The sequence below is a fragment of the Nocardiopsis sp. LDBS0036 genome (genome assembly GCF_041228755.1).
GTDB classification, from domain to species: Bacteria; Actinomycetota; Actinomycetes; order Streptosporangiales; family Streptosporangiaceae; genus Nocardiopsis; species Nocardiopsis dassonvillei.
In genome coordinates, this window is the sequence record NZ_CP141103.1 from 3,398,569 (window position 1) to 3,415,708 (window position 17,140).

General features: G+C 72.5%; 14 protein-coding genes and 1 riboswitch. Of the genes, 12 read left to right on the forward strand and 2 right to left on the reverse strand.

From position 1 onward, the window contains the following. Positions 1–98: 98 nt before the first annotated feature. The 5 genes from UIS43_RS14280 to UIS43_RS14300 all read left to right on the forward strand — a co-directional run bounded on the left by UIS43_RS14280 (position 99) and on the right by UIS43_RS14300 (position 7,617). Positions 99–1,805 carry a thiamine pyrophosphate-binding protein gene (locus tag UIS43_RS14280; RefSeq protein ID WP_013155122.1) on the forward strand — a complete coding sequence of 569 codons (1,707 nt, stop codon included), beginning with the start codon at positions 99–101 and terminating at the stop codon, positions 1,803–1,805. A gap of 23 nt (positions 1,806–1,828) precedes the next feature. After that, complete coding sequence (frc, locus tag UIS43_RS14285) at positions 1,829–3,058, forward strand: formyl-CoA transferase (protein ID WP_013155123.1); 1,230 nt, start codon at positions 1,829–1,831, stop codon at positions 3,056–3,058. Between the two features lie 4 nt (positions 3,059–3,062). After that, positions 3,063–5,222 carry an acetate--CoA ligase family protein gene (locus UIS43_RS14290; protein WP_358170408.1) on the forward strand — a complete coding sequence of 720 codons (2,160 nt, stop codon included), beginning with the start codon at positions 3,063–3,065 and terminating at the stop codon, positions 5,220–5,222. Between the two features lie 236 nt (positions 5,223–5,458). Beyond that, positions 5,459–7,057, forward strand: a complete 1,599-nt coding sequence (locus UIS43_RS14295; RefSeq protein ID WP_370010296.1) for an Nramp family divalent metal transporter — start codon at positions 5,459–5,461, stop codon at positions 7,055–7,057. 35 nt (positions 7,058–7,092) lie between these two features. After that, positions 7,093–7,617: a hypothetical protein gene (locus UIS43_RS14300; RefSeq protein WP_019609889.1), complete on the forward strand. Its 525-nt coding sequence runs from the start codon at positions 7,093–7,095 to the stop codon at positions 7,615–7,617. A 210-nt stretch (positions 7,618–7,827) separates the two neighbouring features. Here UIS43_RS14300 and UIS43_RS14305 read toward each other — a convergent pair whose 3' ends face one another. Continuing rightward, entirely contained in the window at positions 7,828–8,142 is a 315-nt protein-coding gene (locus UIS43_RS14305) for a multidrug efflux SMR transporter (protein WP_013155127.1), read from the reverse strand. A 36-nt stretch (positions 8,143–8,178) separates the two neighbouring features. Next, positions 8,179–8,245: riboswitch (guanidine-III (ykkC-III) riboswitch) on the reverse strand. A gap of 412 nt (positions 8,246–8,657) precedes the next feature. Between UIS43_RS14305 and UIS43_RS14310 the strand changes: the two genes are divergently transcribed. The 7 genes from UIS43_RS14310 to UIS43_RS14340 all read left to right on the forward strand — a co-directional run bounded on the left by UIS43_RS14310 (position 8,658) and on the right by UIS43_RS14340 (position 15,983). Next, entirely contained in the window at positions 8,658–9,056 is a 399-nt protein-coding gene (locus tag UIS43_RS14310) for a DUF485 domain-containing protein (protein ID WP_013155128.1), read from the forward strand. Further along, the gene (locus tag UIS43_RS14315) at positions 9,053–10,738 is read left to right on the forward strand and encodes a cation acetate symporter (protein WP_117198556.1); all 1,686 of its coding nucleotides are present in this window, start codon (positions 9,053–9,055) and stop codon (positions 10,736–10,738) included. The genes UIS43_RS14310 and UIS43_RS14315 overlap by 4 nt, the downstream gene beginning before the upstream one ends. 377 nt (positions 10,739–11,115) lie before the next feature. Next, complete coding sequence (locus tag UIS43_RS14320; protein WP_013155130.1) at positions 11,116–12,132, forward strand: sensor histidine kinase; 1,017 nt, start codon at positions 11,116–11,118, stop codon at positions 12,130–12,132. Continuing rightward, positions 12,129–12,944, forward strand: a complete 816-nt coding sequence (locus tag UIS43_RS14325; RefSeq protein ID WP_013155131.1) for a LytTR family DNA-binding domain-containing protein — start codon at positions 12,129–12,131, stop codon at positions 12,942–12,944. Before UIS43_RS14320 ends, UIS43_RS14325 begins: the two co-directional genes overlap by 4 nt. Continuing rightward, positions 12,941–13,399 carry a hypothetical protein gene (locus tag UIS43_RS14330; RefSeq protein WP_071622791.1) on the forward strand — a complete coding sequence of 153 codons (459 nt, stop codon included), beginning with the start codon at positions 12,941–12,943 and terminating at the stop codon, positions 13,397–13,399. Before UIS43_RS14325 ends, UIS43_RS14330 begins: the two co-directional genes overlap by 4 nt. After that, on the forward strand, positions 13,393–15,048 hold the full coding sequence (locus tag UIS43_RS14335) for a cation acetate symporter (RefSeq protein ID WP_013155133.1): 1,656 nt from the start codon (positions 13,393–13,395) through the stop codon (positions 15,046–15,048). The genes UIS43_RS14330 and UIS43_RS14335 overlap by 7 nt, the downstream gene beginning before the upstream one ends. A gap of 167 nt (positions 15,049–15,215) precedes the next feature. Beyond that, positions 15,216–15,983, forward strand: coding sequence for a hypothetical protein (locus tag UIS43_RS14340; RefSeq protein ID WP_370010304.1), 768 nt, complete (start codon positions 15,216–15,218; stop codon positions 15,981–15,983). Between the two features lie 224 nt (positions 15,984–16,207). Here UIS43_RS14340 and UIS43_RS14345 read toward each other — a convergent pair whose 3' ends face one another. Further along, entirely contained in the window at positions 16,208–16,981 is a 774-nt protein-coding gene (locus UIS43_RS14345) for a DUF4239 domain-containing protein (protein ID WP_013155135.1), read from the reverse strand. Positions 16,982–17,140 lie beyond the last annotated feature (159 nt).

Consider the following 17,140-nt stretch of genomic DNA (forward strand, 5'->3'; position numbering starts at 1 on the left):
ACACGGTATACAGTATCCCGCCTACAGAAGACGGTCGCACCACACAAGCCACCGCAGGACACATCCCGCACACCCGCACGAAAGGGGTCGGCGTACCGATGGCCGACAAGGCAACCAGCGAGTCCACCAGCAGCGAGAAGACCACGATCTCCGGCGGCCACCTGGTCGCCAAGGCCCTCAAGGCCGAGGGGATCGACGTCATCTTCACGCTCTGCGGCGGACACATCATCGACATCTACGACGGATGCGCGGACGAGGGCATCGACGTGGTCGACGTGCGGCACGAGCAGGTCGCCGCGCACGCCGCCGACGGCTACGCCCGCGTCACCGGCAAGCCCGGGTGCGCCGTCGTGACCGCCGGACCGGGGACCACCGACGCGGTCACCGGCATCGCCAACGCCTACCGCGCGGAGAGCCCGATGCTGGTCATCGGCGGCCAGGGCGCCCTGAGCCAGCACAAGATGGGCTCGCTCCAGGACCTGCCGCACGTGGACATGATCAACCCGATCTCCAAGTTCGCCGCCACCGTGCCCCACACCGAGCGGGTCGCCGACCTGGTCTCGATGGCCTTCCGCGAGGCCAACAGCGGCGCCCCCGGCCCGGCCTTCCTGGAGATCCCCCGGGACGTCCTGGACGCCGAGGTGCCCGTGGAGCGGGCCCGCGTCCCCGCCAAGGGCCGCTACCGCGCCTCCACCCGGCAGGCGGGCGACCCCGCCGCGATCGAGCGGCTCGCCGACCTGATCGTGCGCTCCGAGAAGCCCAGCATCCTGCTCGGCAACCAGGTGTGGACCACCCGGGCCACGCAGTCCGCCACCGACCTGGTGCGCGCGCTCAACATCCCCGCCTACATGAACGGCGCGGGCCGGGGCACCCTGCCGCCCGGGGACCCGCACCACTTCCAGCTCTCCCGGCGCTACGCCTTCACCAACTCCGACCTGATCATCATCGTCGGCACCCCCTTCGACTTCCGGATGGGCTACGGCAAGCGCCTCTCGCCCACCGCCACGGTGGTGCAGATCGACCTCAACTACGCCACCGTCGGCAAGAACCGCGACGTGGACCTGGGGCTGGTCGGGGACGCCGACGTGATCCTGTCCTCGGTGCTCCAGGCGACCTCGGGCTACGGGGACAACGGTGCCCAGAGCCGCAAGACCTGGCTGGAGGAGCTGCGCACCCAGGAGCAGGCCGCGTTGGACAAGCGGGCGCACCTGCTCACCTCCGACTCCACGCCCATCCACCCCTACCGGCTGGTCAGCGAGATCAACCAGTTCCTCACCGAGGACTCCATCTACGTCGGCGACGGCGGCGACATCGTCACCTTCTCCGGCCAGGTGGTCCAGCCCAAGTCGCCGGGCCACTGGATGGACCCCGGGCCCCTCGGCACGCTGGGCGTGGGCGTCCCGTTCGTGATGGCGGCCAAGTACGCCCGCCCGGACAAGGAGGTGGTGGCCCTCTTCGGCGACGGCGCGTTCAGCCTGACCGGCTGGGACTTCGAGACCCTGGTCCGGTTCGACCTGCCCTTCGTCGGCATCGTGGGCAACAACTCCTCGATGAACCAGATCCGCTACGGCCAGATCGCCAAGTACGGCGCGGACCGGGGCGAGATCGGCAACACCCTGGGCGACGTCAACTACGCCGAGTTCGCCCGGATGCTGGGCGGCCACGGCGAGGAGGTCCGGGACCCGGCCGACATCGCCCCGGCGCTGCGCCGCGCCCGCGAGTCCGGCAAGCCCTCGCTGATCAACGTCTGGATCGACCCCGAGGTCTACGCCCCGGGAACGATGAACCAGACCATGTACAAGTAGCCCTGACCAGGAAGGAGAGAGTCATGGGCAAGGCACTCGACGGGGTCCGCGTCCTGGACATGACCCACGTCCAGTCGGGCCCGTCGGCGACGCAGATACTCGCCTGGATGGGCGCCGACGTGGTCAAGGTGGAGGCGGTCACGGGTGACATCACCCGGCGCCAGCTCCGGGACAAGCCCGGTGTGGACAGCCTCTACTTCACGATGCTCAACTCCAACAAGCGCAGCGTCACCCTCAACACCAAGAGCCCCAGGGGCAAGGAGATCTTCCTGGACCTGGTGCGCCGCAGCGACGTGCTGGTGGAGAACTTCGCCCCCGGCGCGCTGGACCGTATGGGCTTCACCTGGGAGGTGCTCGCCGAGGCCAACCCGCGGCTGGTCTACGCCTCCATCAAGGGGTTCGGCCCCGGCGCCTACGCCGACTTCAAGGCCTACGAGGTGATCGCCCAGGCGATGGGCGGCTCCATGAGCACCACCGGGTTCGAGGACGGCCCGCCGCTGGCGACGGGCGCCCAGATCGGTGACTCGGGCACAGGGATGCATACAGTAGCCGGTATCCTCGCCGCGCTGTACCAGCGCACCACCACCGGCCGGGGCCAGCGCGTCCAGGTCGCCATGCAGGACGCGGTGCTCAACCTGTGCCGGGTCAAGCTGCGCGACCAGCAGCGCCTGGCGCACGGGCCGCTGGCGGAGTACCCCAACGACGACTTCGGCGACGAGGTCCCCCGCTCCGGCAACGCCTCCGGCGGCGGCCAGCCCGGCTGGGCCGTGCGCACCTCCCCCGGCGGCCCCAACGACTACGTGTACGTCATCGTCCAGCCCACCGGCTGGGAGCCCATCACGCGGCTCATCGGCCGCCCCGAACTGGCCGAGGACCCCGAGTGGGCCACCCCCGAGGCCCGGCTGGACAAGCTCGACAAGATGTTCGCCCTCATCGAGGAGTGGGCCAGCCAGCTCCCCAAGTGGGACGTGCTGGCCGCGCTGAACGCGCACAACATCCCCTGCGGGCCGATCATGTCCACACGCGAGATCATCGACGACCCCACCCTGCGGGCCAACGGGGTCGTCACCACCGTCGAGCACCCCGAGCGGGGCTCCTACGACACGGTCTCCTCGCCGATCCGGCTCTCGGACTCACCGGTGGACGTCGTCCGCTCCCCGCTGCTCGGCGAGCACAACGCCGAGGTCTACGGCGGCGAGCTGGGGCTGTCCGACGAGGACCTGGCCGAACTCGCATCGAACGGAGTGATCTGAACACATGGCCGCCTACACCCCCGACCGCCCCGACCACGACCGCGCCGCGGTCCGCGAGGTGCTCGACCGCGCCAGGGCCGAGGGCAGGACCGCCCTGACCGCCCCCGAGGGCCGCGTCCTGGCCGACGCCTACGGCATCCCCGTCCCGGGCGAGGCCCTGGCGCACTCCGCCGAGGAGGCCGCCGAACTCGCCGGTGAGCTCGGCCTGCCGGTCGTGGCCAAGATCGTCTCCCCCGACATCCTGCACAAGACCGACGCGGGCGGCGTCGAGGTCGGCCTGGACAGCGCCGAGAAGGTCGCCGAGGCCTACCACCGCATCACCGCCAACGCCCTGGCCCACACCCCGGGGGCGCGCATCGACGGGGTCCAGATCCAGCAGCAGGTCGGCGGCGGGCCGGAGGTCGAGGTCCTCGTCGGCGCGACCACCGACCCCACCTTCGGCAAGATCGTGGTCTTCGGGCTGGGCGGCGTCCTGGTCGAGGTGCTGCGCGACGTCACCTTCCGGATGGCCCCGGTCTCCCGCGAGGAGGCGCTGACCCAGATCGACGACATCCGCGCGGCCGAGGTCCTGCGCGGCGTGCGCGGCCGCCCCGCCGTGGACCGGGAGCGGCTGGCCGACGTGGTCAGCAGGCTGTCGGACCTGGTCACCGACTTCCCCGAGATCGCCGAGGCCGACCTCAACCCGGTCTTCGCCGGACCGGCCTCCGCCGTGGCCGCGGACCTGCGCTTCGTCCTGGACTTCGCGCCGCCCGAGCCGCCCGCGCGGTTCGAACGCGACGAGATCCTCGCCGCGATGAACCGGGTCTTCAAGCCGCGGTCGATCGCGATCGTCGGCGCCTCCAACGAGCCCGGCAAGATCGGCCACTCCGTCATCAAGAACATCGTCGACGGCGGGTACGCGGGCGAGGTCTACCCGGTCAACCCCAAGTCCCCCGAGGTGTACGGCCGCACGGCCTACGCCAGCGTCCTCGACATCCCCGGCGAGGTCGACGTGGCGGTCTTCGCGATCCCCGCCAAGTTCGTGGCGGGCGCGCTGGAGGAGGTCGGCACGAAGGGGGCCGCCGCGGCGGTCCTCATCCCCTCCGGGTTCGCCGAGACCGGCGAGCAGGAGCTCCAGGACGAGGTGCTCGCCGTCGCCCGCAGGCACGGCGTGCGCCTGCTCGGCCCCAACATCTACGGCTACTACTACACGCCCGAGAAGCTGTCGGCGACCTTCTGCACCCCCTACGACGTCAGCGGAGGCACCGCCCTGACCTCGCAGTCGGGCGGGATCGGCATGGCCATCCTCGGCTACAGCCGCAGCACGAGCACCGGCGTCTCGGCCATCGTCGGCGTCGGCAACAAGGCCGACATCGACGAGGACGACCTGCTCACCTTCTTCGGCCAGGACGAGAACACCAACGCCGTCGCCATGCACCTGGAGGACCTCAAGGACGGCCGCGCCTTCGTCGAGGCCGCCCGCGAGGTCGTGCCGCACAAGCCCGTCATCGTGCTCAAGGCCGGGCGCACCGACGCCGGGGCGCGCGCGGCCGGGTCGCACACCGGCGCGCTGGCGGGCGACGACAAGGTCTACGACGACATCCTGCGCCAGGCGGGCGTGGTCCGGGCCCCCGGGCTCAACGAGCTGCTGGAGTTCGGCCGCGCGCTGCCGGTCCTGCCCACCCCCAAGGGCGAGAACGTCGTCATCATCACCGGCGCGGGCGGATCGGGCGTGCTGCTCTCCGACGCGGTGGTGGACAACGGGATGAGCCTCTACGAGATCCCGCCGGACCTGGACGCCTCGTTCCGGGCCTTCATCCCGCCCTTCGGCGCCGCCGGGAACCCGGTGGACATCACCGGCGGCGAGCCGCCCTCCACCTACGAGGCCACGATCCGCCTGGGCCTGGAGGACGAGCGGGTGCACGCGCTCATCCTGGGCTACTGGCACACCATCATCACGCCGCCGATGGTCTTCGCGAAGGTGGTCGCCGACGTGGTGGCCGAGGCCAGGGCCAAGGGGATCGACAAGCCCGTGGTCGCCTCGCTCTCGGGTGACACCGAGGTCGAGGAGGCCTCCCGGTACCTGTTCGACCACGGCGTCGTGGCCTTCCCCTACACCACCGAGAAGCCCGTGCAGATTCTCGGCGCGAAGTATCGCTGGGCCCGCGCCGCGGGACTACTCTGACCCAGTGCCCGGTCGGTGCTCCGGCCCCGACCGGGCCCCGCAGCAACGCGCACCACCCCTGAACCCGGCGGCCACGGAGCCGCCGCCACACGGCCGCCGGGTCCCCCACCGCGCGACGCAGCCACGACGTCGCGGTGACCTCGCCCGTGCGTCCGGCAGAGAGGAGTCCGCACCATCCGGGGGCGCCATGCCAGCAAGCAGCTCGCATCCGCACAGCCCACAGGGAGTTCCCAGCCATGGATTCCTCACGCCCCGAGACCGGCGGCACGCCCGAACCGGTCCGCCAGTCCCCCACCGACGCACAGCCACCCTTCGTCCCCGCCCAGAGGCAGGCCGCTCCCCCCGAGGCCGAGGCCGCCTCCGGTACGGCCGCTCCCGGCGGCGCTCCGCCCGAGGAGCGCGTGTGGAAGGCGGGCCGGCTGGAGCCGATGCCCATCCGCCCCCTGCCCAAGGCGCCGCCCTCGATCCACATCCTGGGCCCCACCGTGTTCCTCGTCGCCCTCGGCGTGGGCATGGGCGAGTCCTACATGTGGCCGAGGCTGGTCCTCGTCTTCGGCCCCGAGATCCGCTGGCTGTTCCTGGTCGGCGTCACCCTCCAGGCCGTGGTCATGCTGGAGATGTCGCGCTACGCGATGGCCACCGGGGAGAGCATCTTCTACGGCGCCGCGCGCGTGTTCAAACCGCTCATGTGGTTCTTCTTCATCACGGCGATGCTGGTCTACATCTGGCCGGGCCACCTCTCGGCGGGCGCCTCCGCCTTCGAACGGGTGACCGGCATCCCCTGGCAGGCCACGGCGGTCGCCGGGATGCTCCTCGTCGGTGTGGTGTTCACCCTGGCGAAGGTCATCTACAACCTGCTGGAGAACGTGCTGTCGATCTGCATCGGCATGCTGGTGGTCGGCAGCGCCGTGATCGCGGCCATCGTGGGCGACCTGTCCGACCTGACCTCCACCCTCACCGGGATGTTCGCGTTCGGCTACCTGCCGGAGGAGGCCACCACGGCCCTGTGGTTCCCCGTGATCGTGGGCTCCATCGCCTTCGCCGGGCCCTCGGGAATGCAGCAGATGTGGTACACCCTGCACCTGCGCGACAAGGGCGCCGGGATGGGCTCGCACATCCCCAAGATCCGGGGCCTGCGGCACGCGGGCGAGCAGGAGGCCATGCCCACGCGCGGCTTCATGTTCGACACCTCCGACGCCTCGGAGATGGAGAAGTGGAAGGGCTGGCGGCGCTGGGTCACCTTCGACGCGATGGTCCTGTTCTGGGGCATCACGATGCTGGTGACGATCTCCTTCACCGTGCTGGCCCAGGCCTCGGCCCGCTTCGACCCGAACGTGACCGACCTGCTGCGCGACGGCGACCGCGACGCCGCCCTGGACGCCATGGCGGCCTCCTTCTCGGCGGCCGGGAGCCCGGTCCTGGGCATGGTGTTCTTCTGCTTCATCGCGCTCATCGGCCTCAACGCAACGCTGGGGCTGTTCGACTCCTTCTCGCGCGGCCAGGCCGACATGACCTTCAACTTCGTGCCGGGCGCCAAGAAGGTCGGCATGTCGAGGCTGTACGCCCTCTTCCTGTGGGGCCTGATCGCCTTCGGCATCGTCATCCTGCTCTTCGGCCCCGCCGACGGCCCGGCGGCGATCCTGGACGTGCTGGCCTTCCTGTCGGCGTTCGCGATGGGCGCCTACTGCGTGGTGCTGCTGCTGGTCAACAACCTCACCCTGCCCAAGCCGATCCGGCCGGGCATCCTCTCCAACGCCGTCATCGCCTTCGCGGCGGTGTTCTACCTCGGCGCCCTGTTCTACTCGCTGTTCGCCTTCGGGGTCGTGATCGACTGATGGGCGCTCGGGAAGTCCTCCCCACCGGGAGGCCCGTGCTCGACCACGTGGAGATCACGCTGCCGGGCGCGCTGATCGGCCTGGTGGCCGGTCTGTTCGCCACGGCCGTCGCGGTGATGGCCGGGCTGTCCCCGGTGGTCACCCTCGCCCTCGCGGCCGGACTGGGGATACCCCTGGCCCTGTTCGGCGCCGGGTACTGCGTGCTGCTAGCGCGCGGTGTCTTCCAGGTCGGCGCGGTGGCGCCCATGGCGCTGTACTGGCTGGTGGGGTTCCCCGTCTCCCGGCTGATCGACTCCTACGCCGTGGCGTGGGCGCTGGGCGACGACACCGTGCTGGGGGAGCCGCTCCTGTCCTTCCTGGCCCTCCAGGCGATGCTGAGCCTGGGGTTCACGATCGGCTTCCTGTGGCTCCACGAGCGGATCGCGCCGCACTGGCTGCTCCGCGTCCGGGGCCACAACCCCGTGGCGGCGTCCCTGGTCGAACGCTACCTGGAGCACGCCGTCCACCTCGACCGGCGGCGGGGCGGTTCCCGCCGGGGCGCCCCCCGGGCCCCGTCCTAGCCACCGCGGCCCGCCCGGTCCAGGGGATCCGCGCGGCACCGCCGCTCCCCCGTAACGGCGTAGGGGCCGGACACCGCACGGTGTCCGGCCCCCGCCGCGCGCTGGCGGGCCACGGGCGGAGCGGAGGACTCGACGCCGCCCCCGCGCCGGTCGCCCGTAGCGGCTGGGGAAGCCCTCGCCGGGGCGGGGGCGCCCGCGCAGGGACGGGTCCTAGTGCAGGAGCTTGAGCCCCACCACGCCCGCGACGATGAGCACGAGGCACAGCAGCTTGGCCCAGGTGAAGCCCTCACCGAGGAAGAACATGCCCACCAGCGCGGTGCCGACGGCACCGATGGCCACCCACACCGCGTAGCCGGTCCCGACGGGGATGGTGCGCAGGGCGTAGGCCAGACCGGCCATGCTCAGGAACAGGGTGACCCCGAAGGTCACCGACGGCCACAGTCGGGTGAAGCCCTTCGAGGCGCTGAGCGAGAGGGCCCACGCGGTCTCCAGGAACCCCGAGACCACCAGAACGATCCAGGCCATGATGCCTACCTCCGTGACGTGTGACGTGCGTCTTCCAACGCGCCGTCTTGTCGTCACCGGGTACGGCGCACCTCGTCCGGGGTATCGCGGAACGCGCCGACGCGGATGCCCGCGACGGCGGTGATGGTGCACAAGCTACAACGCCCCGAGCCGGACGGGCGTTCCGGGTCCGGTGGAGGCGTGTCCCACCGCCGGGACGGCCCCCGGCGGGGCGGAGGCCGGACGCCCCCGGGCCCTTCCCCGGGTGCCGGAGTCCCTGCGAAACGGGCTCCGCGGGCGTGTGCGCTCGGGGCCCGTGGTCTGGACCGGAGCCGTTCGGCGGCCGTTCGGCGCGTCAGACGACCGCTCACCGCGCGCTGGGCGACCGTTCGACGCTCCTCCCCCGCGTTCGGCGCGCGTGCGCACGAGCCCCCTCCTTCGCGGTAGTGCCGCTCCTTACAGTTCCCCGTAACGCAGATCACACCAGAGCGGCGCCGTCGCCGCCGGACGCACGGCAATCCCCCCGGAGGTAGAGCATGTCAACAGACCGGCCGACGAAGGACCCGGCCCCGCCGCCCGACGGCGACGGAGGCGGCGACGCGATCCCGACCGAGGCCTACGTCACCATGCACGGCGACCCGCGCTTCGTGGAGCTCAAGCGGCGGCTGTACAGGTTCGTCTTCCCGATGAGCCTCGCCTTCATGGCGTGGTACCTGCTCTACGTGCTCATGTCCGCGTTCGGCCGCGACCTCATGGGCGTCGTGCTCTTCGGCAGCGTCAACGTGGCCCTGGCCTTCGGTGTCCTCCAGTTCGTGTCGACCTTCGGGATCGCCGTCCTGTACACGAACTACGCGCGCCGCAGGCTCGACGCCCAGGCGGTCGAGCTGCGCGACGAGCTCCACTACACCGCGGCGAACAAGGAGGGCGGCCGATGAACCTCGCCCAGGAAGCTGTCGAGACGGTCAGCGACAGCAGCCGCATCATCACCATCGTCCTCTTCGTCCTCATGATCGCGGCCACGCTCGGCATCACCGTCTGGGCCGGCCGCAGCACGCGCTCCGCCACCGACTTCCATTCGGGCGGGCGCGGCTTCTCCCCGCTCCAGAACGGCCTGGCGATCGGCAGCGACTACATGTCCGCCGCGTCCTTCCTGGGCATCGCGGGCATGATCGCGCTGTTCGGCTACGACGGCTTCCTCTACTCCATCGGGTTCCTCGTCGCCTGGCTCGTCGCCCTCCTGCTGGTCGCGGAGCTGCTGCGCAACTCCGGCCGCTACACCATGGGTGACGTGCTGTCCTACCGGATGCGGCAGCGCCCGGTGCGCACCGCCGCGTCGGTCTCCACGATCGTGGTGTCGATCTTCTACCTGCTGGCGCAGATGGTCGGCGCGGGCGCGCTCATCGCCCTGCTGCTGGGCATCCAGCCCGGGCAGACCTTCATGGGCATGGACGCCGCCACCGCCAAGATCGTCGGCATCGTGGTCATCGGTCTGCTGATGACCATCTACGTGACCTTCGGCGGCATGAAGGGCACCACCTGGGTGCAGATCATCAAGGCCCTCATCCTCATGCTGGGCGCCGCCCTGCTCACCGTGCTGACCCTGTCCCTGTACGGGTTCAACCTCGGCGCGCTGATGAGCGACGCCGCCGCGGCCAGCGGCCAGGAGGGCTTCCTGGAGCCCGGCCTGCGCTACGGGGTGGAGGTCGCGGGCGACCCGCTCCAGACCCTGTGGAACAAGCTGGACCTGATCAGCCTGGGCCTGGCCCTGGTGCTGGGCACGGCCGGCCTGCCGCACATCCTCATCCGCTTCTACACCGTCCCCGACTCCCAGAGCGCCCGCAAGTCGGTCAACTGGGGCATCGGCCTCATCGGCACCTTCTACCTGATGACCCTGGTGCTCGGCTTCGGCGCGGCGGCCATCGTCGGCCACGAGGCCATCACGGCGCAGGACGCCGCGGGCAATACCGCGGCCCCGCAGCTGGCCCAGGTGGTCGGCGAGCGCATCGGCGGCGAGATGGCGGGCGCGGTCCTGCTGGCGATCATCGCCTCGGCGGCCTTCGCGGCCATCCTGTCCACGGTGGCGGGCCTGGTCATCGCCTCCTCGTCCTCCATCGCGCACGACTTCTACAACTCGGTCCTGCGCAAGGGCAGGGCCACGGGCGCCGAGGAGGTCCGGGTCGCCCGCCTGTCCGCCCTGGGCGTCGGCGTGGTCTCGATCCTGCTGGCGGTGTTCGCACAGAACCTCAACGTGGCCTTCCTGGTCTCGCTGGCGTTCGCGATGGCGGCCTCGGCGAACCTGCCGACCCTGCTGCTCAGCCTGTTCTGGAAGAGGTTCAACACCCGCGGCGCCCTCGCGGGCATCTACGGCGGCCTGATCAGCGCCGTGGGCCTGGTGTTCTTCTCGCCCGTGGTCTCCGGCAGCGAGACCGCGCTCATCCCGACCGCGGACTTCGCCTGGTTCCCGCTGCCCAACCCGGCCCTGGTGTCGGTGCCGATCAGCCTGCTGTGCGCGATCGTGGGAACCCTGTCGTCCAAGGAGCGCGACTTCGACAAGTTCGCCCAGCTCCAGGTCCGCGCCCTGACCGGCGCGGGCGCGGAGAAGGCGGCCAACCACTAGACAGTGTTTTCTCTGGGCCTCCGCTTCGCTTCGGCCCGTGTCCGGGCCCGCGCTCCGCGCGTGGGCCCGGAGGATTCCCGAACCACCTGCTCGGGGGCCGTCGGCGGCCCGCTCCGCCCGGGAGCCCACCCTTCTCCCGGCACGGCCGCCGCCCCGAGCGCTCCCCCGGGCCCGCCACCGCTCCCGGTGGCGGGCCCGGCTCCTGCCCGCGACGCGAGCGCGCATTTGCGTCACGATTCGAAAGGTGACCCCGACCACGTGAGCACCGACACAGTTCGCTGGGATAGGGTCGTTCCGTGTCATACCGGTGGCTGTCGCGGGTGTCCCCCTCCCGACGTCGCCCAGCGTCCTCGGAGCAGCGGGCGAGCGTCGAGCTGATGCGCCAGGTCCACGCCCTCGGCGTCGACCTCCGGGACGGGCTGCACGGCCGGAGGGTCCCCTCGGCCGCCAGGCGGCTGCGCCAACTCCTGGCCGTGGACGGCGTCGTCCTGGCCGACCTGGACGGTCCGGTCGCCGCGCACGGAACCAGCCCCGCGCCCTCCGAGGTCGAGGGGCTGCTCTCCCAGGTCTTCGAGTACGGGAGCAACGCCCGGGTGCGCCTGCCCGACGGCACGTCGGTGTGCGCGGTCCCCCTGACCGTGGCCGACGAGCTGTCCGGCGCCCTGGTGGCCTCGGGCCACCCCGTGGAGGCCGACGTGGAGGCCGCCGCCGCGCTGGTCTCGGACTGCCTGGACCACGCGGCGCTGCGCCGGGCCCGCGCCCGGATCGCCGCCGCCGACCTGCGCACCCTGCGGGCGCAGATCTCCCCCCACTTCGTGCACAACGCCCTGGCCGTGATCGCCGCCCTGGTGCGCACCGACCCCGACCGGGCCCGCCACCTGCTGTCGGACTTCGCCGACTACCTGCGCTACGGCTTCTCGGAGAAGGGCGACTACGCGACCCTCTCCGAGGAGCTGGAGGCCACCCAGACCTACCTCGAACTCCAGCGGGCCCGCTTCCACGACCGTCTGGACATCACCGTGCGGATGGCCCCCGAGGTGCTGCCGGTGGCCATACCGTTCCTGGTCGTGCAGCCGATCGTGGAGAACGCCATCCGGCACGGGCTGGAGCGCAAGGAGGGCCGCGGCCACATCAGCGTCTCCGGTTTCGGCGAGGGCCCGCTGTGCGTCATCGAGATCGAGGACGACGGGGTGGGCATGCACCCCGACCTGGCCCGCTCCCTGCTGGCGGGCACCGGCCCGGAGTCGCGCAGCGTCGGCCTGGCCAACGTGGACCAGCGGCTGCGCGCCGTCTACGGACCCGAGTACGGTCTGGTGATCGAGACCGCGCTGGGGGAGGGGACGAAGGTGACCGTGCGCGTGCCCAGGTTCACCAGGGGGGTGGTGGCGCGTTGAAGCCCGAACTGCGGGTGCTGGTGGTCGAGGACGAGGCCTCCACCCGCCAGGAGATGGCGTCCCTGCTCGGTGACATGCCCGAGGTGGCGGAGGTCCTGGTGGCCGACAACGGCGCCACCGCCGTGCGGCTGCTGGGCACCACCACCATCGACGCCGCGTTCCTGGACATCCTCATGCCCGGTCTGGACGGCATGGACGTGGCCCGGGTGCTGAGCGTGCTGTCCGAGCCCCCGTCCATCGTGTTCGTGACCGCCTCCGAGGCCCACGCGGTGGAGGCCTTCGGCATCGGCGCCGTGGACTACCTGCTCAAGCCGATCCGGCCCGAGCGGCTGGCCGAGGCGGTGGGCCGCATCGCCCAGCTGCGCAGGCCCGGGGGAGGGGCCCCGCCCGCCGAGGACCTGCACGTGGTGCAGATCGACACCGGCAGGCGCACGGTGTTCGTCAAGCGCGACGACGTGCAGTTCGTGGAGGCCCAGGGCGACTACGTGCGCCTGCACACCTCCGACGGGGGCCACCTCATCCGCCTGTCGCTGTCCTACCTGGAGGAGGTGTGGGCCTCGGCCGGGTTCGTCCGGGTCCACCGGGGGTTCCTGATCGCCATCCCGTGGGTGCGCGACCTGCGGGTGACCTCCTCGTCCGGCCTGGTGGCGGGAACCCCGGCCGGGGACGTGCCGGTGAGCCGCCGCCACGGCCGCCACCTGCGCGCCCAGCTGCTGGAGGCGGCCCGGCGCGACCAGCTCGGCCGGTCCGCGAACGCCCAGGGCGGCCCCGCCCCCCGGTCGCGGGACGGTGAGGGGGAGCAGGCGCCGTGAGCCCGCGCCGCGAGAAGCTGACCAGCCCGCAGACCCGGATCGCGCTGGCCCGGGGCAACCGGCCCGCGCAGCACCTGCTGCCGATCCCGGAGCCGGTGGACACCGAGGCGGCCCGCGCGCTCTTCCGGGCCCAGCGGCGGACCGCCGTGCGCACCGTGGCGGTGCTGTCGGCGCTGCTGTTCGGGATGAGCGGCGCGTTCGCGCTCTTCCCCGCGCTGGGGGAGGTCCGCCCGGGCGGGGTCCCGCTGTCGTGGCTGCTGCTGACGGTGGCGATCTACCCGATGCTGTTCGGGCTGGCGCTGTGGCACGTGCGCTCGGCCGAGCGGATCGAGGACCGGGCCGAGAGCGCCGCGGACCGGGCGGAGGCCGCGCGGGTGCCGGAGTACGACCGGAAACCCGGAGGCGCGAGGGGACCGGGATCCGCGAGCGGTGAGGACACGGGGCGCACGTGGTGATCGCGGTCCTGGCCATCGGGCTGGTCCTGCTCACCAGTCTGGTCATCGGCGTCTACGGGGTGCGGGCGGCCCGCTCGACCTCCGACTTCCTCGTGGCCTCGCGGCGGATCTCCCCCAACTGGAACGCGATGGCGATCGCCGGGGAGTACCTGTCGGCCGCCTCGGTGCTGGGGCTCGCGGGGCTGCTGCTCAAGAACGGCCTGGGCACCATGTGGTACGCGGTGGGGTTCGCCGCGGGCTACGTGGCGGTGGTGGCGCTGGTGGCCGGGCCGATGCGCCGGTCGGGGGCGTTCACCGTGCCCGACTTCGCCGAGTACCGCCTGGGTGCGCCGCGTCTGCGCAAGCTGTGCGGCTGCGTGGTGCTGGTGATCATGCTGCTGTACCTGGTGCCCCAGTTCAAGGGTGCCGGTGTCGTGCTGGCCCTGGTCAGCGGCACGCCCTACTGGGTGGGGGTGCTGCTCGCCGGGCTGGTGGTGAGCGCCTCGATCGCGGCCGGGGGGATGCGGTCGGCGACCTACGTGCAGGCCTTCCACTACGTGGTCAAGCTGGCCTTCATCGCCATCCCGGCGGTCTACCTGGTGGTGCACGCCGGTCCCGGGACCCGGGCGGAGGCGCTCAACCCCGAGTGGGGCACGCACTTCCCCGAGACGACCCCGGTGGAGTTCACCGTGGGGACCCGGTTCAGCCTGGACGAGCCGGTGACGGTGACCGCCTCCGGGGGCGAACGGGTGGAGTTCGCGGCCGGGGAGCACACCGTGGAGGCGGGCGCCGAGTACGTGTTCCCCGAGGGCGCGCCCATCCCGCACCCGGCGGGGCTGCCGGAGCTGGGCAGCGAGCGGTGGAGTTCGCCGCTGCTGGACGTGGGCGGGTACCCCCTGTTCGAGACGTGGTCCACGCTGCTGGCGATCACGCTGGGCTGCATGGGGCTGCCGCACGTCATCATGCGCTTCCACACCAGCCCCACGGCGCGGACGGCGCGCCGGGTGGCGGTGGGCGTGATCGCCCTGCTGGGGCTGTTCTACCTGTTCCCGACGGTGTACGGGCTGCTCGGGCGGGTGCTCACCCCGCACCTGGTGCTGCTCCAGGGCACCGACACGGTCGCGGTGGTGCTGCCCGCCCAAGCGGTGCCGGGCTCGGTGGGGACGGTGCTGACGGCGCTGGTGGCGGCGGGGGCGTTCGGCGCGTTCCTGTCCACCTCCTCCGGACTGCTGCTGGCCCTGGCGGGCGGGCTGTCGCACGACCTGTTCCAGGGCAGCGTGCCGCGGCTGCGCCTGGCGGTGGCCGTGGGCGCGTGCGTGGCGGTGCTGCTGGCGCTGCCCGCGCAGCTGATCGACATCAACGTGCTGGTGGTGTGGGCGTTCACGGTGGCGGCCTCGACGTTCTGCCCGCTTCTGGTGCTGGGCATCTGGTGGCGGCGGCTGACGCTGGCCGGGGCCGCGTCCGGGCTGGTCGTGGGGGCGGTGACCGCGACCGGCGCGGTGGGGTGGTCGATCCTGCTGCCGCCCCCGGCCGGGTGGCTGGCGGTGCTGCTGGCACAGCCCGCGGCGTGGACCATCCCGCTGGCCTTCGGGACGATGGTGCTCGTCTCGCGGCTGACCAGGCCGCCGGACTGGGCCGAGCACGCCGTGCTGCGCCTGCACTCCCCCTGACCCGCGTGGCCGTGGACCTGCTGCCGACTCCGGTGCCGGCTCCGGCGGTGGCGCTGGGAGCAGGGACGTCCGTGCCGGGCGGGCCACTGGGGGCGCGTTCCCGGGTGCAGGGTCCGGACTGAGCGCGTACGATCACCCGTAGTGCCGACAGCGACACGAGGAGTCCCATGCCCCCCTCACGCCGTGCTCTGCCCGCGCTGCTGGCGGCGGGCGCGCTCCTGATCGTCTGCGGTGCCTCGCCCTCGCTCGCCCCGGACGACCCGCCCGCCCGACCGCTGGACACGGCCTCCCTGGTCGGCGCGGTGGACACCGTCCCGCAGGTGAACGCGGACGGCACCGGCGTCAGCGTGGACGACGGGAACTCCCGCGTGGAGGTGGGCCCCGGCGGGGTCCGCGTGGAGACCTCGGGCGCACTGGTGGACGTCAACCCCGGGTCCTACGTCCTGGTGTGCGCGAACGGCGTGCGGGTCGTGGTGCGCGCGGGCGAGGCGCCGCCGTGCGCGCCGGGCCCCGAGCAGCCGGAGCCCCCCGCACCTGAGGAGCCCGGTTACCCCGAACCCGAACCGCCCGCGCCCGGGGAGCCCGGTCAGCCCGAACCGCCCGCGCCCGGGGAGCCCGCACCGCCCGTCCCCGGCGAACCCGCTCCCCCGGCCGCGGAGGAACCCGGAGCGGCGCCGCCCGGGGCGGAGGCCGCCGGCTCTGCCGAGCCCGCCCAGGAGCGCGCGGCCCAGCCCGAACCGCCGTCCGAGTCCCCGTCGGCCCCGCCCCCGGTGGAGGGGGTCGTCCGGGAGCAGGTGCTCGCCGACCTCTCCCCGAACTCCGCGCCGCAGGCCGCCGGAGCCTTCACCCCCATGCGCACCATGGTGGTGCTCATGGTCGTCATCGCCGTGGTCGCCGCGGGCGCGGGCCGCGCCGCCACGCGCTCCTCGGGCTGACCGGCTCCGGGGGCGGCGCCGTGACGGGCGCCGCCCCCGGAGTGACCGGTCCCGGGTGAACGCCCCGGAGCGGCCCGCGCCCGACCCGACCGCGCCCGCATCTGCCCCGACCGCGCCTGGCCCGACCCGGCCTGACACGGCCGTCCGCCAGCGCCCGGAGGCGGCAGACGGGCCCCGCACGCGGCCCCCGAGGACGCGTCCGGGGCCCGTCGGCCCGCTTCCCCCTACTGAGGACTGAGTGAGGCGTCGATCCGCTCGAACCCGGCCAGCGCGTCCTGGATCGCGCCCGCGTCGTGCGCCAGGGCCCCGTTGTAGGGGTTGCCCAGGTAGAACAGCAGCAGGATCGTGGCGAACACGAACACCAGGTTGGCCGACGCCCAGAAGTAGGCCACGGTCGAGCCCCGCCGGATCATGGCGAAGGGCAGCACCGCCACCGCGATGGCCGACAGGGCCGCGATGCCGTTGAGGACGGACGGGATGCCGTCCCCGGCCGCGTCGGCGCGCTCGATGCGCGCGTCGCTGAGTTCGGCCAGCTCCTGGCGGGCGGTCAGGCGGTCCAGGCCGTCGCCGGTGTCGGACACCGACAGCGCCCGCACCGACGCGGCCAGGTCGGCCAGGGCCTCGTCGCCCTCCTCGCTCAACTCGCCCTCGGCGCGCATCATCGGCCAGTCCTTCTCGGCGACCGCGCTCATGTAGGCGCGCAACTGCTGGCGCACCGTCTCCGCCTCCTCGGCGGGGAGGGTGGTGGTGCTCCAGTACAGGGCGTCGGCCGCGCTCGTCTCCTCGGTCAGCCCGTCCCCGGCACCGGTGAAGTTCTCCCAGCCGATCACCACACCCATCGCCGCCGCCGCGAGGTAGAGCGCGAGCACACAGGGGGCGACGACCACGCTGACGGCGCCCCCCGAGGATTCGTCGTCGACGCGGAACCTGCCTACGGCGAGGACCGCGCCGCCGACCATGGCGGCCAGGACGGCGAGGACGGTCAGCATTGTCATCATGGGGATTCCCAGCGAAGAAGGAGGAGGGACCGGCAGCGAACGCGTCCATCCGTAGCACGCGCGGGGCGGCCTTCCCAGCGCAAAGCAGGAACGTCCGCAAATGTCCCCCCGGCGTGGTGACCAGCGCGGACGTCCTCCCCTCCCGGTCGGCTCCCGGGG